The sequence below is a fragment of the Burkholderia territorii genome (genome assembly GCF_001718335.1).
GTDB lineage: Bacteria > Pseudomonadota > Gammaproteobacteria > Burkholderiales > Burkholderiaceae > Burkholderia > Burkholderia territorii.
On sequence record NZ_CP013367.1, the window covers coordinates 318,667 to 336,798 of the forward strand.

An 18,132-nucleotide genomic window follows, 5' to 3' on the forward strand; every position below is an offset into this window, starting at 1 on the left:
GCGACCATGCGCGGAATTAACGGCCTGGCGAGGCATTGACGATGAAACAACGGGCATTGGCGATGGGTGTGCTGCTCGCGCTCGGTGCATGTGCGGGGGCGGAGCGAACCGAGACATTCAGGACAATGGAAACACGGCTGCTTGCGATGCGCCAGGCCGCATCGCTGCAATGTTCGACCCCGTCCGAATGCGACCGGGCGTGGAGTCGCACGCGGCGCTACGTCCAGGATCATTCGTCGACCCGCATCACGCGATTCGGCACGGACCGGATTGAAACGGCGCAGCCGTATCTGGCTGGAGAAGTCTATCTTTGGGCATCGCGCGCGGAATCGGGCGGCGGCGGCTCGGTGATCCGGCTCAAGGCGATGTGCAAGGGCATGTATGACAGCAACGGCGGCCCGGGATGGCAATACGATGCGTGTGCCCGGAAGATCCTCGAAATAGAGCAAGGCTTCCGGGCGGACGAGAACCCGCCGAGCTAGCGGCGGATGCCGGCCAACGGCCGCCAGCTTCTTCTCGCGCCGGGTTCGCAGCGGCTCCAAACCGTTGACCTCGGTCAACGCCCGCTTGTGGCGAGCACCGATGATGGAAGCGAATCCGAACGCCGCCGGCGCATCGGTTCATCAGCGAGGCTCGCATGTACACGAATATCATGGTTGCCACGGACGGCAGTCCTTCGGCGAATCAGGCGCTCGACGAAGGTCTCAGGATGGCCAGGTTATGCGGCGCCCGCCTGTTTGCCGTATTCGTCGTCGACAAATCCACGCTGTTCGCCTATGGCGGGCGCATGGAGCCCGAAGCGTTGCTCGACGAGATTCGGCGCCATGGCGCCGAGATCTTGCGAGACGCCGACCGGACGATCTCTCGCGCGGCGGTCAACGGCGAGACGGAGATCATCGAGACCGATCTCGGCCAGGACGTCGCGGAACGCCTGCAGCGCTACGTCGTCGATCGTTCGATCGATCTGGCCGTGGTCGGCACGCACGGCCGACGCGGTGTCCGGCGGCTCGTGCTCGGCAGCGTCGCGGAACGCTTCCTTCGTGCATCGAGTTGCCCGGTCCTGCTCGTGCGCGACGAGGATACCTCTCCCGCCACGGTCGCAGTGGCCTAGCGTCGCTGCCTCCCGGCACGCCACTCGCCCAGGTGATCATCATGCAGATATCGTTTCCCGCCGAACATCCGACGTATTGCGACCTCGATTCCGCGCTGAGCTTTCCGGCGCTCGTCGAAGGGCGCCGCGTGCGCTGCGCGATCACCTCGGCCGCGCTGGAAGATCACTTCCGCGCGGCGTCGCCTCGCGAGCAGGATCTCGTCGACGCCTTTGCGCGCCATCGTCCCGCCATCGAGCGCGCGGCACGCCGCTTGCTCGAGGAAATCGGCGGGCGGCCGATCCTGCTCCACAGCGGCCATTTCCGGTTCTGTACGTAATCGACAGCCGCTCTTGACGCGCATCAAGCGCACGCCGGCGCGCGCAGGTACGCTGGATTCCGAAAGATCATTCGTCCCATGCGCGGCACGTGATGCCGCGCCATCCGATCTTCATTGCGGCCGATGCTGTCGGGACGAAAGCGCCGGTCGCATGTCACCGTATGAGGAGTGCGAACCATGAGCAATCTGACCCGTTACGATCCGTTTTCGATCGAACCCGTTTCCGACCTGTTCCAGGGGCTGTTCAGGCCGCTGCGCGGCATGACGCTTGCCGACGAACCCGATCTTGCATCGATGAAGATCGACGTCACCGAAAACGACAAGGCGTATACGGTCAACGCTGAACTACCCGGCGTCGCAAAGGACGACATCGACGTCCAGGTAACGGGCAATACCGTATCGATCAATGCGAAGATCGAACGCAACAACGAGCAGAAGGATGGCGAGCGCGTGATCCGGCGCGAGCGCTACAGCGGTGCGATCAGCCGCTCGTTCTCGCTGTCCGGCGAAATCGACGATGCGAACGCGACGGCGGCATATCAGGATGGCGTGCTGTCGCTGACGCTGCCGAAGAAGGCGCCGGTCGGGCAGAAGAAACTCACGATCAGCTGATCGGACGACGGGCAACGGGCGATGCAGGCACGCATCGCCCATGGGGAGGATCCGGCGCGCGGAGCGATCCGCGCGCCGTTTCGTTGGCGCGACCGAATCTGCCCTCATGCATGCGACGGCATACTGCCGGGCCGATAGCCGACCGTCTGCGCGAGGATCGGCAGCTCGTCCTCGTTCAGCCGCAGCGCGTCGGCGAGCGTGCGGTGATTGATCCAGCCGCGCACGACCGTTCCGAGGCCGGCCGCCGCGCAGTAAAGCGAGACGTTCTGGGCGATGGCGCCGGCCGCGATCGCCGAGAACACGTCGCGTTGCTGCGGCGGCATGTCGAGTATCGCGGCCGTCCGGACGACGTAGACGAGATCCAGCGGCGCGCGGCCGACGAAGTCCTGATAGCCGGTCAGGTTGCGTGCATCGACCGCGTGCTTCAGCACGAGCCGATGTGCGGGCGCATCGTAACGATAGACGCCATACGGCAGCGCGACGTAGATGTCGATTTCATTGAACGCATGCGCGGATGGGGCGGTCCGGCCGCCGCTCGCCGGGCGGTTGATGCCGTCCGCCGCCCACAGCATCGTGCCGAGCGTCGCCGGCGGAAGCGGTGTGGCGGCGAATTCGCGGGAGCTCATTCGGGTCGCGAGCGCCGCCATCAGCGGCACGTCGTTGTCGAGCATCGGGCGCGGCAGGACGACGATCGCCGGCGACTCGCCCTCGGGCGACGCCGGCTGCATCACGGGCGCCGGCGAATAGGCCAACAGCTGCTGTTCGGTCATTCGAATCTCCTTGAAGCGTGATCGCGCGTGCCTGGAACGTCGCGCATCGGCGATTTCACGATAAGCGGGCCCGGCCGTATCGGCTTGATTTCCGTCAAGCCACGCACCGGCCAGCCACGACGTGCGGCGAAGGGCATCCGTTGACCTGCATCAGCGAGCGGGTGCCGCGCGTGTGCAAATCTGGCTACGTGCGGCTCACAGGCACGCCGCGGCTCACAGGAGAGCAGACGATGAAAACCGACAAGCAGTTGAAGCAGGATGTCCAGGACGAACTGGAGTCCGACCCGTCGATCGATTCGACGCGCATCGGCGTCGAGGTGGCCGACCGGATCGTGACGCTCTCGGGGCACCCGCCGAGCTACGCGGAAAAGCTGGCGATCGAGCGCGCGGCGAACCGCGTGGCCGGTGTCAAGGCGCTCGTCGTGGACATGACCGTGCATCTGCCGGACGACGACGTGCGCACCGACGAGGACATCGCGAAAGCGGTGCGCTCGGTGCTGCACTGGACGGTCGGCCTGCATGACGATGCGGTGAAGGTGCAGGTCGAACGCGGCTGGATCACGTTGTCCGGCAAGGTCGACTGGGCGTATCAGAGCCACCTGGCCGTGCGCGCGATCTCGCAGATGCGCAGCGTGACGGGCGTGACCGATCACATCGCGGTGCAGGGGACGGTCGGTTCGGACGATATCGGCGGCAATATCAAGCGCGCGATCATGCGCCACGCGGAGCGCGAGGCGAAGCACATCGTGATCGACGTGCACGACGGTACCGTGCGGCTGTCCGGCAAGGTCGGTTCGTTTTCCGAACGCAAGGCCGTGCGCGGGGCCGCGTGGTCGGCGCGCGGCGTGCGTGCCGTCGTCGACGACCTGGTGGTCGAGTAAGGCCGGCAGCCGGATGGGCGGTCCACGGAGATCCAGGAGGGCAGTCGGATGACACTTTCGGGCGAACTTCACGAAGCGGACTGGTCGGTCGCGATCGAGACGGTCGCGGCCGAAGCCGGCGGCTTCCGCTGCCGGATCCACGTCGCGCTCAGATCGCCGGACGGCATGTGCGAGCGGACGTTCGCACACTCCAGGACGCATGCAACCGAGCGCGAAGCCGCGATCGACGCGCTGCGCGCGGGGATGACGTGGATCGAGATGAAGAAGTCGAACACCTTCACGATCTGAACCGTGCATCGCAGGGCGGGGCGCAGCGGCGAACGCGCCGGTCCCGTCGCGCGATGCGCGATGCGGCTGCCCCGCGTCGATTCGCGCGGCGATCGTCTACCGCGTCTTGCGCGAGACGCGCCGGCGCTGCGCGCGCTTTCTCTTGCAGCCGCGTGCATGTCGGTCCGGTGGCCGAACATGACGGGCAACCGCATCGGTGACGGTCGGAAAGAAGCTGGCCGCGCCGAACACGTCGAACAGGCCGTAGGCGCGCAGGCGATCCTTCACCGGCCCCTTCATCTCCGCGAAATTCATTTCGATGCCGCGCTCCTCGAGTTCCTTGTGCAGCGCCACGAGCCGATCCGCGGCGCTGACGTCGATGTCGGTGACGGGCTCGGCGGCGACCACGATGCGTGTGACCGGGCCCGCCGCTTGTGCGATCGCGGCGTCCAGATGCTCGCAGAATATCTCGACGTTCGCATAGAAGAGTGGCGCATCCCAGCGAAACAGCACGAGCCCGTGCGTTTGCACGGCGTCGGGATGGCGCGCGATGTCGTGATAGCCGCGCACGCCCGTCAGCCGGCCCAGCACCGCGTCGTACGGATGCCAGGCCCGCCAGACGAACGACAGCAGCGACAGCGCGCTGGCGAGCAGGATGCCGGGTACGACGCCCAGGGCAATCACGCCCGCGAAGCACAGCATCGAGATCAGGCATTCGCCCCGGCGCATCCGGTACAGCCGCACGACGCTGCGCACGTCGGCGATGCCGAACGCCGCATAGATCACGACAGCGGCCAATGCGGTGCGCGGGACGAACGTGAGCAGCATCGGCGCGGCAATGAGCAGAATCGCGATGCACGCGGCCGCGACGACATTCGTGATCTGGCTCTGCGCGCCCGCGGCGATCGCGACCGGTGTGCGGGACGCGCTGCTGCTGACCGCGCAGCCCTGCGTCACGCCGGCGAGCAGATTGGCGGCGCCCAGTGCGATCAGCTCCTGGTTGCGGTCCGGCGCATCGCCCGCCCGCGCGGAAAGTGCGCGCGACAGCATGCTGATGTCGGCGAACGACACCAGCGCCACCGCGATCGCGCCGGACGCGAGCGCGCCCACATCGGCAAGCGAGACGGCCGGCAGGTGCGGTGCAGGCAGGCCGCCCGGCAACGCGCCGACCGTCGCGACGCCGTGCAGCGGCGACAGGCGAGCGACGAGCGTTGCCGCCAGCACGGCGATCAATATGGCGGGCCAGCGTGGCGTCACGCGTTTGATCAGGAAGATGGCCGCCAGCACCGCGACGCCGAGCAGACCGGCAGCGATGGAAAAACGACCGTCGACGAAGGCATGCACGACGCGCGTCAGGCTGGAAAAGACGTCGCTGCCCGACACGGGCATGCCGAAGAGTTCGGGCAGCCGCCCGACCACGAGCGCGATGGCGATGCCGTTCAGGTAACCGTACTGGATCGGGCGTGACAGCAGATCGGTGACGAAGCCGAGACCGAGTGCACCGAGCAGGATGCAGATCGCGCCGGCCGACAGCGCCAGCGCGCCGGACAGCGCGATCGCGCGCTGGGGATCATGAGCGGCGAGCGGAGCGATGGCGCCCGCGATCAGCGCCGCCAGCGCGGAATCCGGGCCGAGCACGAGGATCCGGCTCGGGCCGAGCAGCGCATACGCGAGCAATGCCGCGATCGACGCATAGAGGCCCGTGATGGCCGGCAGCCCGGCTGCCTGCGCATAGCTCATGCCGACCGGCACCAGGACGGCCGAAAGCGCGATCCCCGCATACAGGTCGCGCGAAAACCACGCGCGCCGATAGTTCGAGAGCAGCGCGACGCCGGGGAGCATGCGCACGATCCGTCCGGACAACGGGCGGTTCATCGCGGCTTTCGCGGGAAGGTCGGGACGACAGGATTGCCTTGCCCCGACACGCAGGCGTTCATCGGAATATGGCCGCCCCCGAATGGACGCGCGAAACCGCGCGGCGACAAGGGCCGTCGCACCGGCGACGGATACCGAGGCTCGACGCCGGGACGCCGCGCATCACGCCACCTTGAGCGCGGAAAGCTGCAGCGCCTGTGCGAAGCGGGCCAGCGTGGCGACCGATCCCGTCACGCTTTCATACCGCTCGCGGCCGATCTGCCCGTCCAGTATCACCAGCATGCCGGCGTCTCGGGCGAGTGCGACAAGCGCCAGCGTGTCGAGCGCGGCTGTGCCGGACGTGTCGGACGTGGCGGACGTGTCGGCCCGCATCTCCGGATCGGAACGATAGTCGGCGTGTGACATGACGTCTCTCCTGGTTGTTGTGCGATCGGTATGCCGGCGGGCCGGTATCCATGGCTTCAGTATCGTTGTCGCGCGCCCGCGATTCAATCAGCCGGTCCCGAAGTCGCGGTAGGAATCACGCACGCGTCGTGGGCGGATTCCTACATGGCGCGTGACTTCGACGACGCCTTGCAGCTTGCCGGCGCGCGTTCCCGACGCCGCGCATACCAGCTGCCGATCGCGTGCCAGATCGCCGCGGCGGATTCGCAATACGTGAACAGTTCCAGATCGCGCCGGTCGATCATCCCTTCGTCCGCGAGAAACGCTAGGTCGACCGCGCGGCGCCAGTACGCCTCGCCGACCAGGATGACCGGCAGCGGCGCGATCTTGCGCGTCTGCAGCAGGGTCAGCACCTCGAACAGCTCGTCGAACGTGCCGTAGCCGCCGGGGAAGAAGACGGCCGCCTTCGCGCGCTCGAGCAGGTGCAGCTTGCGGATCGCGAAATAGTGGAACCGGAAGCAGAGATCCGGGGTGATGTACGGATTCGGCGCCTGTTCGCGCGGCAGTTCGATATTGAAGCCGATGCTCGGCGCGCCGCGCTCGTAGGCGCCGCGATTGGCGGCCTCCATGATCCCGGGCCCGCCGCCGGTGACGATGGCGAGCCGCGCGGTGCGCGTGCACCGGTCGGCATGGGCGACGATGCGCCCGAACTCGCGCGCGACGCGGTAATACACACTCTGTTCGACGAGCCGGCTGGCGATCGCGACGGCGCGCCGCCGGCTCGCGTCGTGCGGACGCTGGGCGAGCAGGCGATTCGCCTCGTCCAGCCGCGTGTTCGCGACCGACGGCGCGACGATGCGCGTGCTGCCGTAGATCACGACCGCATGGCCGATCCGTTCGTTCTGCAGGCGCTCCTCGGCTTTCCAGTAGTCGAGTTGCAGCCGGATGCCGCGCATGCCCGAGCCCTGCAGAAGGGTTGCGTCTTCGTCGGCCGGTGTGCGGTTCGGGCTTGGGGTGACGCGCCGCGCGCGGCGCGAGACGGGCCGGATGGCGTTCTTGCGGACGGCGGCATCGTGCTTCGCGCGTAGCCGTTTGCCGCGCCCCTTCGCGATCGTCGCAACGCGAACGGGACGACGGCGTGCGTCGCCTTTTGCCGTGCCGGCGGGAGCGCGTTTGGCGGGAGTCGACATCGATGGAAGCGCCGCGCGACGGTCACTGGCTCAGCACCCATTGCACGAGCCGATGCGCGTCGTCGGCAGACAGCGGCCCGCCGCGATCGATGGCCGACGGCATCGGCGTGTCGCCCCAGTGCACACGGCCGCCGACGCGCAGCTTGCGTTCCAGCTCCGCGGCGGCACGCGGATCGCCGCGATAGCGCTCGGCGATCTCGTGAAACGACGGTCCGAGGAACGTCATGTCGGGCGTATGACAGAACATGCAGTGCTGCGCATTGACGAGTTCGGTCGGCTCGGGCACGGTCGTCTGCGCGGCGGCCATGCCGGCCGTCAAGGCGATCACGCAGAGGGCGGCGGCACGGGTGATGCTCATGTTCGTTTCCTCGTCGGGATCAGGAGAAGGAGACCACTTCGTCGAGCGGACGACGCGGCGAATGCGGCGTATGCGGACCGCGTCCGACGCGCAGCAGCAACTGCGGCTCGCCGCGCAGCCCGAGCATGTGGCGCAGGTGGGCACGCAACCCGGCCGTCTCGATCGGCTGGTTCAGGTACGACGCGGTATAACCGGCGCGCGTCGCGACGAGCAGGATGCGCTCGAGCGCCTGGCCGGCGGCGAGCCACGCTTCGCGATCGTCTCGCACGGTCGCGATGCACACGATCAACGGCGATGCGCCGACGAGTTGGTGATGCAGCGCGGCCAGCCCGTTGCCGAGATCGAAGGTTCGTACCGCCATCGTCGCGACCGGTGCGGCGAAATCCAGCAACGTCGGCACGCCGGCAGCGAATGCCGGCATGCCGTCGACGTGCCGGCGCGGATCGATCCAGCTCGCCAGCTCGCGCCGGAAGCGCGGGTCCGCGAACTGCTGACGGTCGGCCTCCGCCACCAGCTCGGCGACGCGTGCGCGATGCGCGATCGAGTCGACGCACGCGACGTCGGCGCTTTCCGCGACGCCGGCCGCGATCAACTCATGCTGGACTTCGTCCGGCACGGCGGTCGATTCGAATGGCGCACGCGTCGTGACGCGTTCCGGAATCGCATCGAACAGCGTGCCGAGGGATGCATCGGAATAGCCGTCGTCGCAGACCCGGACGAGTGCCAGCAGATCGGGGTCGACCTCGGAAGGAAACGTCCTGATCGTGTGGGCCAGCCCGGCATGATCGAGCGCGACACGCAGGTTGAGCAACGCGGCGCCGCAGCTGATGATCAGTTCGCGATCGAACGGATCGACCACGGGCAATGCGCGAACGCGGTCCGCGCATACGGAAATCGTCGCGCCGTTGACCAGGAAGCGCCACGGCTGGGAGTTGTGGCTGGACGGAGCCAGCACCGCGTAGCCCAGCAACTCCCGCAACTGATGGTCGGGATGGGCGCTTGCGGCAAGCGGGGGAACGGATATCATCGATCATCTCCAGGTTGCCGCGCGGGCGGCATCACGCCACCTCATCGTGTCAGCAACCGTCCGGCGGGCGTTGACCCACGTCAAGCGCCCGTCATCGGACGAGACACGCGCGGCGGCCGACCGCTAGCCTTGGAACGTGTAGCGCGCGACACCGGTCGCGCAGGGAGGCGAGCATGCTTGCGATGATGTTTGACGGCACGACACCGCAGTTGCGCGAATCGCACGTGCCGGATCCGTCGCCCGCGGCGGGCCAGTTGGTGATCGACGTACACGCATGCGGCGTGTGCCGGACGGATCTTCACGTGGTCGACGGCGAGCTTGCACGCCCGAAGCTGCCGCTGATTCCGGGGCACGAAATCGTCGGCACGGTGCGCCGGCTGGGCGAAGGCGTGACGGGCTTCGCCGTGGGCGATCGGGTAGGCGTTCCGTGGCTGGGGTCGACCTGCGGGCATTGCGCGTATTGCACGTCCGGTCGCGAGAACCTGTGCGACAGCCCCGGTTTCACCGGCTATACGATCGACGGCGGCTATGCCGAACGCGTGGTTGCAGATCACCGCTATTGCGTGCATCTGCCGCAACGCTATGCCGATCTGGAGGCGGCGCCGCTTCTGTGCGCCGGCCTGATCGGTTATCGAACCTTGCGCATGGCGGGCGTCGCGCGCCGCGTCGGCATCTACGGTTTCGGTGCGGCGGCCCATCTCGTCGCGCAGGTCGCGCATGCCGAAGGCCGCAAGGTGTTCGCTCTGACGAAGCCCGGCGACACGGCGGCGCAGCGGCTCGCGCTGTCGCTGGGAGCCGCGTGGGCCGGCGGCAGCGACGAAGCGCCGCCGGAGCCGCTCGATGCCGCGCTGATTTTCGCGCCGGTGGGCGCCCTGGTGCCGGCCGCGCTGCGCGCGGTCCACAAAGGCGGGATCGTCGTGTGCGGCGGCATTCACATGAGCGACATCCCGGGCTTTCCGTACGCGTGGCTGTGGGGCGAGCGCCGCATCGCGTCGGTGGCCAACCTCACGCGCGCGGACGCGGTCGAATTCATGCGGATCGCCGCCGCGATGCCGCTGCGGGTCGACGCAGTGCGCTACGCGCTGACCGATGCGAACCGCGCGCTCGACGACTTGCGCGGCGGGCGCGTATCGGGCGCCGCCGTGCTTGCCATGCGCGGTTGATCCGCCTCGCGGATCCGCGGCGCGCTCAGATCTGCCGCAGGCCGTCCGAATCGACGATCCGGATCTGCTTGCCCTGCGCCGCGACGAGCCCCTTGTGCTGGAACTTCGACAACATGCGGCTGACCGTTTCGAGCTTCATCCCGAGATATTCGCCGATCTCGTCGCGCGTCATCCGCAGCACGAATTCCGCAGCCGAGTAACCGCGCGCCTTGAAGCGTGCGGAGAGATTCAGCAGGAACGCGGCCACCCGCTGCTCGGCGCTCATCGTGCCGAGCAGGAGCATCTGGGAGGATTCGCGCACGATCTCGCCGCTCATCATCTGATACACGTGATGCTGCATCGGCCGCACTTCGCGGCACATCTGCTCGAGCTGGCCGAACGGGATGATGCAGACCGTGCTGTCCTCGAGCGCGATCGCGTCGCCGTTGTGGTGCCCGGTGTGCACGCCGTCGAGCCCGAGCGATTCGCCGACGATCTGGAAGCCGGTGATCTGCTCGTTGCCGTCGCGATGCATCACGATGGTCTTGAATGATCCGGTTCTCACCGCATAGATGCTGTTGAATCCGTCGCCCGCGCGAAACAGCGTTTCGCCGCGCCTGACGTGTCGCGTCGTGCAGATCATCGCGTCGACGCGCGCGAAATCGTCGGGCGAAAGATCGGAGGGCATGCAGACGGTACGCAACGCGCAGGTCGAGCAGCGGGATGCGGCGCGCTTGGGCTGATCCGCCGGTGCGACGGGATGCAGCGGAATGAACGGGCGTAACGGCATGGTCGTCGAGACTTCGGCACTGCTCTGCATGATCGGCTCCAGTTCGGGGGCAGCGGCGGTCCGCCGTCGGGCGGGGGCGCGCTGGCCGTTGTACCGGCGGCCTTGGTTTCTGCCGCCTTCGTGTCGGGAAAGCCCCACCGGGCGCGCCGGGAGACCGATGCGCCGGTCTCGACGATGATGTTGCCCTGGCTCCGGGAGGCTCGCTGGTTCGTTTTTCTTGATGTGCAGTATGGATGTTGCGCGACGTCAAGAAAATCAGCCGGAATTGAAGTTGCAGTAGGTGATAGGGAAGTCTTGTAGGTGGTTTCCTACAGGGGCGCGGCAACTTGTCGCGAGCATCGCGGGCGTGCGCCGGACGCTCATGGCGGGCGTGGCGTCGCCGCGCCGGTCGGGCCTTCGCCACGGATGCCACCTCGACATCCGGGTGGCGACGCCACTGCGCCCGATGCCGCCGTCAGAGCTCGTCCGGGTCCTCGAACAGCTTGTGGCGCATCGCGTAGCGCACGAGTGCCGTGTCGTTCGGCAGCTGCATCTTTTCGAGGATCCGCGTCTTGTACGTGCTGACGGTCTTCACGCTGACGCAGAGCGCCTGCGCGATTTCGGAAATCGACTCGCCGGTCGTGACGCGCCGGAAGACGTCGAACTCGCGGTCGGACAGGCGCTGATGCGGCAGGAGATCGGTCGGCTCGTTCAGGCTCTGCGCGAACTGCTCGGCCATGGTCAGGCTGACGTAGACGCCGCCGGCCGCGATCTTGGTCAATGCGGCGACCAGTTCGGCGCTGGCACTTTCCTTGGTCATGTAGCCCGAGGCGCCCGCGCGGAATGCGCGCACCGCATATTGCTGTTCGGCATGCATCGTCAGCACGAGGATATGCAGTCCCGGCTTCTCGTCCTTGATCTGCTTGATGAGTTCGACGCCGTTGCGGCCGGGCATCGACAGGTCGAGCACCAGCACGCTGGCCTCCGTGTCGCGCATGAGCGCGATGGTCGACGCACTGTCCTGCGCTTCGCCGACGACCTCGAAACCGCTCGCGTTCTGGAGAATGTGCCGAAGACCGTCCCTGACGAGTGCGTGGTCGTCGGCGATGAGTACCCTGATCATGACAGCACATCTCCTTGCTGGATGGCGTGAAGCGGCAGCGCCACGGTGATCGTGAATCCCTCTCCCGGCTGGTTGTCGATCGTCACCGTACCCTCGAGCATGTGCGCGCGCTCACGGATGCCGATCAGGCCGAACGACGGGCGGTCCGGCACGGTGCCGGCGTGCTCGGGCGCGCCGTGACCGTTGTCCGCGATGCGCAGCATGCAATATCCGTCTTCCACTTTCAATGCCAGCGTCACGTTCGTTGCATCCGAGTGTCGCGCGACGTTGGTCAGCGCCTCCTGCACGATGCGGAACAGCGTGGTCGCGCCCGTGCCGGTGAACGCGGTATCGACGGGCGGCAGCTCACGGTCGACCGTGATCCGGTAGCGGCGCGTGAAATCGTTTGCAAGCCATTCGATCGCCGGGACGAGGCCCAGGTCGTCGAGCATCACCGGCCGCAGATCGGCCGCGATGCGCCGCACCGACGCAACGATCGAATCGATCAGGCGATGCATGCCGCCCAACTGCTCGCGCACGCCGGTGTTGGGGGCGACGATGCCCGCGAGCCCCAGTTCGGCGGCCGAGAGGTCCATCTTGAGCGCGGTGAGTTGCTGGCCGAGGTCGTCATGCAATTCGCGCGCGATGCGCGTTTTCTCTTCTTCCCGCACGTTCTGCAGGTTGGCGGACAGGTCGCGCAGTTCCTCGCGCGACTGCTTGAGGGCATTTTCCGCGCGCACCCGCTCGGTCACGTCACGCAGCATGACCGTGTACAGCTTGCCGGCGCCGTCGCGAATCTGCGAGATCGACGCCTCGATCGGAAATTCGGTGCCGTCGCCGCGCAGGCCGAACAGCACGCGTTGCCGCCCCATCTGACGCTCCGATACGCCCGTCACGCCGAACTGCTCGACGTGTCGCGCGTGCGCGGCACGGAAGCGCTCGGGTATGAAACGGGACAGGGGCGCGCCGACCGCCTCCATCGCGGAGACCCCGAACACCTGTTCGGCGGCCGGGTTGAAGATCACGATCGTCTGGTTTTCGTCGACGGTGATGATGGCCTCCATCGACGACCGGATGATGCCCATCATCCGCGCCTCGGTGGGTTGGCTGCCGCCGGCGGGTGTACCGGCGAGCCCGCGCTTCGCGACGACCTGCTGCATGAGCGCGGCCAGCGTCAGCGAGAGCACGGTGCCGGCCAGCAGGACCGCCATCATGACGCCGGACGTGTCGGCGCGCGGCGCGCTGTAGTGCAGCGAGAGCGGCGTGCCGCCGAATGTCAGGGAATCGGTTCGCCCGAGCATGTCGCTGGCGGCGGTCGAGTCGCCGGCGCCGAAGCCTCCGGAATACACCGGTGCGGCCGGGTCGTCGGCCGTGATTTCCAGGTGCAACCGTTCGAGAACGGACGAATCGACGAGGCGATCCGCATTCAGCGCGGCAAAAACGTATCCGGTGGCCGCCGTGTGCCGCGGCACGGACGAAGCAATGTATTCAGCATTCGCATAAATCGGCAGGTACAGCGTCAGCTCCGTCCGGGCGATCGTCGCATCGGTGCTGTCCTGGATCGCGTTCGCGGCGAGCGCGACCCTGCCGGTTTCCGCCGCGCGCTGCAGCGCTTGCCGGGTCGCCTGATTGTCCTCCGCCGCGCTCGGCTCGATTCTCCCGAGATTGCGGACTGGCGACTGCAATCCGTCCAGATTCAGACTGGCGAGATAGCGGCGCCACGCAGCTCCCGATTGCGGCGAGGGCAAGTTCGACGCGAAGCCGCGCGCGCTGCGCAATACGGCAGCCGCGCCGAGGAGCGTGCGCTGAAGGTCGGCCGTCGCGAGCGTCGCGGTTTGCTCGAACCTCGCCTGGGCGGCGTGCCGCGGCCCGTTCTGCAGTACCCGGGATGCCGCAAACGTTGCAGTCAGGCCAAGCGCCAGCGTCAGCAGCGCGGCCATCGCTGCATATCGCGCGGGCCGGATCCGGTGCGACGCCGGCCCGGCCCGGAAGGGGGGCGAATTCGTTGTCATTGCCGTTCATCCTGACGGGCTTCGTCGGTGGCTGGCTGGCGGCGGGCCGGACGCGAGGCACGAACAGCGGGGCGGGCCGCAACTGCGATAGTGCTCTAAATTGTGCGCGGTTTCCCGACGTTCGCCAATCGGGACCGACGCGTACGGACGGCGCCGTGCGCGCTTGATGCGCGTCAACGGAAAGGCGCATGCCGGGATCAGACTGGTTTCAGGAACCGATCGAACCGGGACGACGGCAGGGAGGCACCATGTACCAAAGGATCTTTGCGGCACTCGACGGCAGCCGCAGTGCGCGGCTCGCGCTCGACGAGGCGATTGCGCTCGCCCGCGAGTCGGGCAGCCTGGTCATCGCCATGTGCGTGGTATCGGATGCGCCTCGGCTGGCCGACGTCGACAGCGGCTATATCGACCAGCGCGACCCGGCCGGACTGGACGCCGACAAGGCCGCGATCGCGGTCTCGGACGCGGAAACCGCGTTCCAGCTGTCCGGCGTACGCGGGATCGCGCAAACGATCGACGCGTGCGGAGAGGACATATCGGACGTGCTGGCGCGAGCCGCGGCCGAATGCGATGCGGATCTGATCGTGATGGGCACGCATGGCCGGCGCGGCGTGCGCCGTGCATTGCTCGGCAGTGTTGCCGAATCGCTGGTGCGCATCGCGGACCGGCCGGTGCTGGTCGTACGGGAAGGGCCGGGCGCGTGCGCCGGCGTGCTGTGAGGGCGGCAAGACGCGGGCAGCCGCAAGCGGCTGCCCGTTTTTGCTTGCTCAGTGAGACAGCAGGACCGGCACCGTCATTGTCTCGAGGATCGTGCGGGTGACACCGCCGAGCACGCGTTCGTGCATGCGCGCATGGCTGTACAGGCCCATCACCAGCAAATCCGCATGCAGGTCGGTCACCCGGTTCAGCAGCGTCGCGCCCACGCTCACCGACCGTTCGCGCGGCGTGGTGGAGAACGACGCCCGAACGCCGTGCCGTTCGAGATACGCGGCGACGTCGACGCCCGCCGGCGTCTTGTCCGGATCGGGTTGCCCGCGCGCGACCGTCTCGACGTTGACGAAGCGTGCGCGGGCGAGCAGCGGCAGTGCGTCGGCCATCGCGCGGGCGGCTTCACGCCCGCCATCCCAGCCGATCAGCACGTTCTCGCCGAGCGTTCGCACGTCGCCCGCGTAGGGCACGACGAGCGCCGGGCGTCCGCTGCCCATCACGACATCCTCGATGAAATGGGCAGCCACGTGGGTCATGCGATCGTCGGGGCTCTCCTGGCCGAGCACCAGCAGATCGGCGTGGCGCGCATGCAGGATCGCGGCCTCGGTCGCGTTGCCCGTCGGCGCTTGCCATTCGACGCTGCGTCCGGCGCGTTCGGCGGCGATCAGAAATTTCTCTTCTGCTTCCTTGCGTCGCTGGTCGCACAGGCGTTCGTAGACGGCCAGTTTCAGCGGTTCGTTCGGTCGCCGCAACGGCTCGAACAGGTCCTGGCAGACCACGTAGAGGCCGATCAGATGGGCGTTCCAGCGTCCCGCGAGTTCGAGCGCGAGGTCGACGCGCGTCGCACAGCGCTCGCTGTCGTCGAGATGGACGAGCAGGGTCTTGTAGCTCATGACGGCTCCTTTTCGGTTGATGCCGCGGTGGCCTCGGCGGACGCCTTCGCTGCGCAACTCGCCGGAATCATCAGGATCGGGCACTTGGCCTGACGCAGCACGCGCTCGGCCACGCTGCCGAGGAAGAGGCGCTGGAAACCCCGCCGGCCGTGCGTGCCCATCACGATCAGGTCGGCGTTGATCTCGCCGGCGAGACCGACGATGCGTTGCGCGACGTCTTCACCCGCCGGCGCGACATTGGAGATCCGCGGCGTGCCGGCCACGTCGCGCGCCTTCATGCGCTTCGCCGCATCGTCGGTGACGCGCAGCCCTTCCTCGCGGAATGCGTCGATGAGAATCGACGGGTCATATCCGTAGGTGTCGTAGGCCGGCACGAGGAAATCGACGACGTAGACCGGGGTCAGCCGCGCACCCGTCTCCGACGCGAGGTTCAGCGCGGCGTCGAGTGCGCGGGACGACGTATCGCTGCCGTCGAGCGCAACCAGAATGTTCGAGTACATGACGTTTCCCTTGAACGGATGTTGATGCAATCATCATCGGCGCGCGTGCGCCGATCGCGCTGATCTGGATCAACCGTCGCGGTTGCCGCGCAGTACGCGCACCGCGGCGCGCGCCGCGACCCATGCTTCGTTGGTCGGCTCGACGACCACCGTGACCGCGCTCGACGCGGACGACACGACATGCGCATGGGCGGCATTCGCACGCGCGTCGAGCGCGATGCCGAGCCAGCCGAGCGACGCGCAGATCCGCTCGCGCAATTGAGCCGAGTGTTCGCCGATGCCGGCCGTGAAGACCAGCATGTCGAGGCCGCCGAGCAGCGCGGTCAGCGCGCCCGTCTCGCGCACGATGCGATGGACGTACAGCGCCAGCGCGTCGCGTGCCGGCACGTCGCCGGCCGCCTCGCACGCGAGCAGCACGCGCGGATCGCCGGACGCCCCCGACACGCCCTTGAGCCCCGACTCGTGATACAGCATGTGTCCCAGTGCGTCGCCGGACAGCTTGCCGACTTCGAGCAGGTGCAGGACGACGCCAGGGTCGAGCGTCCCGCAGCGGGTGCTCATCATCAATCCGTCGAGCGCGGAGAAACCCATGGTCGTCGCGACGCTGCGGCAGTCGCGCAGCGCGCACAGGCTCGCGCCGCTGCCGAGATGGGCGGCGATCACGCGGCCATGCGCACGCGCGCCGAACGATTCGGCGAGCGCGACGGACAGGTATTCGTATGACAGGCCATGAAACCCGTAGCGGCGCACGCCCTGGTCGAACCATGCGTGCGGCAACGGCAGCAATTGCTCGACGCGCGGCAGCGTGCGATGAAACGCCGTGTCGAACACGGCGATCTGCGGGACGTCCGGAAACGCGTCGCGCAGCACGTCGATCGCGTCGAGGCTGTGCGGCTGATGCAGCGGCGCCAGCGGCGTCAGCGTGCGCAGCGCGCGCAGCACGTCGTCGTTGACGACCACCGGCTCCACGTATCGCGCGCCGCCGTGCACGACGCGGTGCGCGATCGCGCCCAGCGCGATGTGCGGCAACTGCACGCGGATCCACATCGCGACCTGCGCGAGCACGGCGCGGTACGGATCGCCCGCGACGAGCGGCAGCGAACCGTCCGGATCGGCATCGAAGCGGATCGACACGCCGTTGCCGGCCGCGACCGCCTCGCCGTCGTGCAACGGCCGCCGCACGGGATCGCCGTGCGGCGGATACGCGAAGATCGAGAACTTGACGCTCGACGAACCGGCGTTGACGACGAGCAGTGCGAGCGTGCGCATCGGGTGGCTCAGTGCGACATCAGCACCGGCAGCGTCATCGACGCCAGCACCGTGCGCGTCGCGCCGCCCATCACCAGCTCGCGCCAGCGCGGATGACCGTAGGCGCCCATCACGAGCAGGTCGGAACCCGTTTCATACGCGCGCGACAGCAACGTGTCGCCCACCGCCGAGCCGGCGCCGGCATCGATATCGAGCACGTTCACGTCGCGAGCGTGACGCGCGAGCATCAGCGCGGCATCGGCGGCCGGAATGCGCGTGGTCGCCGCTTCCGAGTCGCCGTCGACCACGGCGGCGACGGTCGTGCGCTTCGCGTGTTCGAGAAAGGGAATCGCATCGTGCGCGGCGCGGGCCGCTTCCCGGCTGCCGTCCCACGCGACGAACACCCGTTCGCCGATCGACGGGAACTCGCCGGTGTACGGCACGAACAGCACCGGGCGACCGGCGGACAACACGAGGTTTTCCGGAAACTGGTCGTCGATGAAGGTTTCGGGATCGTTCGGGTCGCTCTGGCCCGCGATCACGAGGTCGGCAAGCCGTGCGGCGCGCGGCATGGCCAGATTCGCGCGATCGTCGGCATGCACCCATGCGGCCGGCACTTTCGCGCGGGCCGTCTCCGCATGGAACAGGCGCTCCAGCGCGGCGCGCCGTTCGTCGCGCTGTTCGCGGTGCTCGCGGAAGTAATCGGCGGACCCGGCCATCACGTAGAACGAATGCGGTTCCGGTGTGTAGACCGCATACAGGCCGGTCAGATGCGCACCGAAGCGCCGGGCGAGACGCAACGCGAATTCGAGCCGCGAATGCGCGCGGGCGCTCGAATCGAGGTGCACGACTATGCTCTTGTAGCTCATCGGAATCGCTCCATCGACGGGGGAACCGCCAGTGCAATCCAGTCTACGGAGCAGGGTTTTCGCGCACTTGACTCAGATCAACGGCTCCCTTGCGCGA

21 protein-coding genes are annotated in these 18,132 nt (G+C 67.8%); 8 read left to right on the forward strand and 13 right to left on the reverse strand.

What is annotated here, in order from left to right:
• Positions 1-41: 41 nt before the first annotated feature.
• The 4 genes from WS51_RS27635 to WS51_RS27650 all read left to right on the forward strand — a co-directional run bounded on the left by WS51_RS27635 (position 42) and on the right by WS51_RS27650 (position 2,040).
• Positions 42-482 (forward strand): hypothetical protein, encoded by a 441-nt coding sequence (locus tag WS51_RS27635; RefSeq protein ID WP_059504994.1) that lies wholly within the window; start codon positions 42-44, stop codon positions 480-482.
• A 155-nt stretch (positions 483-637) separates the two neighbouring features.
• Positions 638-1,111 (forward strand): universal stress protein, encoded by a 474-nt coding sequence (locus WS51_RS27640; protein WP_059799291.1) that lies wholly within the window; start codon positions 638-640, stop codon positions 1,109-1,111.
• Positions 1,112-1,152: 41 nt separating this feature from the next.
• The gene (locus WS51_RS27645; RefSeq protein ID WP_059504990.1) at positions 1,153-1,428 is read left to right on the forward strand and encodes a DUF1488 family protein; all 276 of its coding nucleotides are present in this window, start codon (positions 1,153-1,155) and stop codon (positions 1,426-1,428) included.
• Positions 1,429-1,605: 177 nt separating this feature from the next.
• Complete coding sequence (locus tag WS51_RS27650; protein WP_059504988.1) at positions 1,606-2,040, forward strand: Hsp20/alpha crystallin family protein; 435 nt, start codon at positions 1,606-1,608, stop codon at positions 2,038-2,040.
• A 104-nt stretch (positions 2,041-2,144) separates the two neighbouring features.
• Here WS51_RS27650 and WS51_RS27655 read toward each other — a convergent pair whose 3' ends face one another.
• Positions 2,145-2,810: a nitroreductase family protein gene (locus tag WS51_RS27655; RefSeq protein ID WP_069230128.1), complete on the reverse strand. Its 666-nt coding sequence runs from the start codon at positions 2,808-2,810 to the stop codon at positions 2,145-2,147.
• Positions 2,811-3,040: 230 nt separating this feature from the next.
• Between WS51_RS27655 and WS51_RS27660 the strand changes: the two genes are divergently transcribed.
• Together WS51_RS27660 and WS51_RS27665 are read left to right on the forward strand one after the other, a co-directional pair.
• The gene (locus tag WS51_RS27660) at positions 3,041-3,691 is read left to right on the forward strand and encodes a BON domain-containing protein (RefSeq protein WP_069230364.1); all 651 of its coding nucleotides are present in this window, start codon (positions 3,041-3,043) and stop codon (positions 3,689-3,691) included.
• Between the two features lie 48 nt (positions 3,692-3,739).
• Positions 3,740-3,979: a hypothetical protein gene (locus tag WS51_RS27665; RefSeq protein WP_059504981.1), complete on the forward strand. Its 240-nt coding sequence runs from the start codon at positions 3,740-3,742 to the stop codon at positions 3,977-3,979.
• Positions 3,980-4,075: 96 nt separating this feature from the next.
• On the opposite strand, the gene WS51_RS27670 is transcribed toward WS51_RS27665, so the two are convergent.
• From WS51_RS27670 to WS51_RS27690, 5 genes are all read right to left on the reverse strand, one after another.
• Positions 4,076-5,833, reverse strand: a complete 1,758-nt coding sequence (locus tag WS51_RS27670; RefSeq protein WP_069230129.1) for a SulP family inorganic anion transporter — start codon at positions 5,831-5,833, stop codon at positions 4,076-4,078.
• A gap of 162 nt (positions 5,834-5,995) precedes the next feature.
• Positions 5,996-6,205, reverse strand: a complete 210-nt coding sequence (locus WS51_RS27675) for a hypothetical protein (protein WP_230940810.1) — start codon at positions 6,203-6,205, stop codon at positions 5,996-5,998.
• A 173-nt stretch (positions 6,206-6,378) separates the two neighbouring features.
• Positions 6,379-7,407: an LOG family protein gene (locus tag WS51_RS27680; RefSeq protein WP_069230130.1), complete on the reverse strand. Its 1,029-nt coding sequence runs from the start codon at positions 7,405-7,407 to the stop codon at positions 6,379-6,381.
• A gap of 22 nt (positions 7,408-7,429) precedes the next feature.
• Positions 7,430-7,765 (reverse strand): c-type cytochrome, encoded by a 336-nt coding sequence (locus tag WS51_RS27685; RefSeq protein WP_059799288.1) that lies wholly within the window; start codon positions 7,763-7,765, stop codon positions 7,430-7,432.
• Positions 7,766-7,784: 19 nt separating this feature from the next.
• Complete coding sequence (locus tag WS51_RS27690) at positions 7,785-8,792, reverse strand: Acg family FMN-binding oxidoreductase (RefSeq protein ID WP_069230131.1); 1,008 nt, start codon at positions 8,790-8,792, stop codon at positions 7,785-7,787.
• A gap of 173 nt (positions 8,793-8,965) precedes the next feature.
• Between WS51_RS27690 and WS51_RS27695 the strand changes: the two genes are divergently transcribed.
• The gene (locus tag WS51_RS27695; protein WP_069230132.1) at positions 8,966-9,955 is read left to right on the forward strand and encodes a zinc-dependent alcohol dehydrogenase family protein; all 990 of its coding nucleotides are present in this window, start codon (positions 8,966-8,968) and stop codon (positions 9,953-9,955) included.
• A 25-nt stretch (positions 9,956-9,980) separates the two neighbouring features.
• On the opposite strand, the gene fnr is transcribed toward WS51_RS27695, so the two are convergent.
• The 3 genes from fnr to WS51_RS27710 all read right to left on the reverse strand — a co-directional run bounded on the left by fnr (position 9,981) and on the right by WS51_RS27710 (position 13,817).
• Positions 9,981-10,754, reverse strand: a complete 774-nt coding sequence (gene fnr / locus WS51_RS27700; protein ID WP_060128793.1) for a fumarate/nitrate reduction transcriptional regulator Fnr — start codon at positions 10,752-10,754, stop codon at positions 9,981-9,983.
• 424 nt (positions 10,755-11,178) lie between these two features.
• Positions 11,179-11,826, reverse strand: a complete 648-nt coding sequence (locus tag WS51_RS27705) for a response regulator (protein ID WP_059504963.1) — start codon at positions 11,824-11,826, stop codon at positions 11,179-11,181.
• Entirely contained in the window at positions 11,823-13,817 is a 1,995-nt protein-coding gene (locus WS51_RS27710) for a PAS domain S-box protein (RefSeq protein WP_069230133.1), read from the reverse strand. Before WS51_RS27710 ends, WS51_RS27705 begins: the two co-directional genes overlap by 4 nt.
• A 248-nt stretch (positions 13,818-14,065) precedes the next feature.
• Here WS51_RS27710 and WS51_RS27715 point away from each other — a divergent pair, with 248 nt between their 5' ends.
• The gene (locus WS51_RS27715; protein WP_059504960.1) at positions 14,066-14,536 is read left to right on the forward strand and encodes a universal stress protein; all 471 of its coding nucleotides are present in this window, start codon (positions 14,066-14,068) and stop codon (positions 14,534-14,536) included.
• A gap of 48 nt (positions 14,537-14,584) precedes the next feature.
• Here the strand turns inward: WS51_RS27715 and WS51_RS27720 are convergent, their stop codons facing one another.
• The 4 genes from WS51_RS27720 to WS51_RS27735 all read right to left on the reverse strand — a co-directional run bounded on the left by WS51_RS27720 (position 14,585) and on the right by WS51_RS27735 (position 18,035).
• On the reverse strand, positions 14,585-15,418 hold the full coding sequence (locus WS51_RS27720) for a universal stress protein (protein ID WP_069230134.1): 834 nt from the start codon (positions 15,416-15,418) through the stop codon (positions 14,585-14,587).
• Complete coding sequence (locus WS51_RS27725) at positions 15,415-15,918, reverse strand: universal stress protein (protein ID WP_069230135.1); 504 nt, start codon at positions 15,916-15,918, stop codon at positions 15,415-15,417. The genes WS51_RS27720 and WS51_RS27725 overlap by 4 nt, the downstream gene beginning before the upstream one ends.
• A gap of 69 nt (positions 15,919-15,987) precedes the next feature.
• Positions 15,988-17,187, reverse strand: coding sequence for an acetate/propionate family kinase (locus tag WS51_RS27730; RefSeq protein WP_069230136.1), 1,200 nt, complete (start codon positions 17,185-17,187; stop codon positions 15,988-15,990).
• A gap of 8 nt (positions 17,188-17,195) precedes the next feature.
• Positions 17,196-18,035: a universal stress protein gene (locus tag WS51_RS27735; RefSeq protein ID WP_059504952.1), complete on the reverse strand. Its 840-nt coding sequence runs from the start codon at positions 18,033-18,035 to the stop codon at positions 17,196-17,198.
• Between the last annotated feature and the right edge of the window lie 97 nt (positions 18,036-18,132).

Bases quoted from the DNA above. Each gene is read 5' to 3' on its own strand.
- WS51_RS27680 (WP_069230130.1), bottom strand. From the start codon at position 7,407: ATGTCGACTCCCGCCAAACGCGCTCCCGCCGGCACGGCAAAAGGCGAC.
- WS51_RS27650 (WP_059504988.1), top strand. From the start codon at position 1,606: ATGAGCAATCTGACCCGTTACGATCCGTTTTCGATCGAACCCGTTTCC.
- WS51_RS27720 (WP_069230134.1), bottom strand. From the start codon at position 15,418: ATGAGCTACAAGACCCTGCTCGTCCATCTCGACGACAGCGAGCGCTGT.
- WS51_RS27660 (WP_069230364.1), top strand. From the start codon at position 3,041: ATGAAAACCGACAAGCAGTTGAAGCAGGATGTCCAGGACGAACTGGAG.
- WS51_RS27735 (WP_059504952.1), bottom strand. From the start codon at position 18,035: ATGAGCTACAAGAGCATAGTCGTGCACCTCGATTCGAGCGCCCGCGCG.
- WS51_RS27645 (WP_059504990.1), top strand. From the start codon at position 1,153: ATGCAGATATCGTTTCCCGCCGAACATCCGACGTATTGCGACCTCGAT.
- WS51_RS27690 (WP_069230131.1), bottom strand. From the start codon at position 8,792: ATGATATCCGTTCCCCCGCTTGCCGCAAGCGCCCATCCCGACCATCAG.
- WS51_RS27725 (WP_069230135.1), bottom strand. From the start codon at position 15,918: ATGTACTCGAACATTCTGGTTGCGCTCGACGGCAGCGATACGTCGTCC.
- WS51_RS27640 (WP_059799291.1), top strand. From the start codon at position 638: ATGTACACGAATATCATGGTTGCCACGGACGGCAGTCCTTCGGCGAAT.
- WS51_RS27695 (WP_069230132.1), top strand. From the start codon at position 8,966: ATGCTTGCGATGATGTTTGACGGCACGACACCGCAGTTGCGCGAATCG.
- WS51_RS27655 (WP_069230128.1), bottom strand. From the start codon at position 2,810: ATGACCGAACAGCAGCTGTTGGCCTATTCGCCGGCGCCCGTGATGCAG.
- WS51_RS27685 (WP_059799288.1), bottom strand. From the start codon at position 7,765: ATGAGCATCACCCGTGCCGCCGCCCTCTGCGTGATCGCCTTGACGGCC.
- fnr (WP_060128793.1), bottom strand. From the start codon at position 10,754: ATGCAGAGCAGTGCCGAAGTCTCGACGACCATGCCGTTACGCCCGTTC.
- WS51_RS27670 (WP_069230129.1), bottom strand. From the start codon at position 5,833: ATGAACCGCCCGTTGTCCGGACGGATCGTGCGCATGCTCCCCGGCGTC.
- WS51_RS27675 (WP_230940810.1), bottom strand. From the start codon at position 6,205: ATGCGGGCCGACACGTCCGCCACGTCCGACACGTCCGGCACAGCCGCG.
- WS51_RS27710 (WP_069230133.1), bottom strand. From the start codon at position 13,817: ATGACAACGAATTCGCCCCCCTTCCGGGCCGGGCCGGCGTCGCACCGG.
- WS51_RS27635 (WP_059504994.1), top strand. From the start codon at position 42: ATGAAACAACGGGCATTGGCGATGGGTGTGCTGCTCGCGCTCGGTGCA.
- WS51_RS27730 (WP_069230136.1), bottom strand. From the start codon at position 17,187: ATGCGCACGCTCGCACTGCTCGTCGTCAACGCCGGTTCGTCGAGCGTC.
- WS51_RS27705 (WP_059504963.1), bottom strand. From the start codon at position 11,826: ATGATCAGGGTACTCATCGCCGACGACCACGCACTCGTCAGGGACGGT.
- WS51_RS27715 (WP_059504960.1), top strand. From the start codon at position 14,066: ATGTACCAAAGGATCTTTGCGGCACTCGACGGCAGCCGCAGTGCGCGG.
- WS51_RS27665 (WP_059504981.1), top strand. From the start codon at position 3,740: ATGACACTTTCGGGCGAACTTCACGAAGCGGACTGGTCGGTCGCGATC.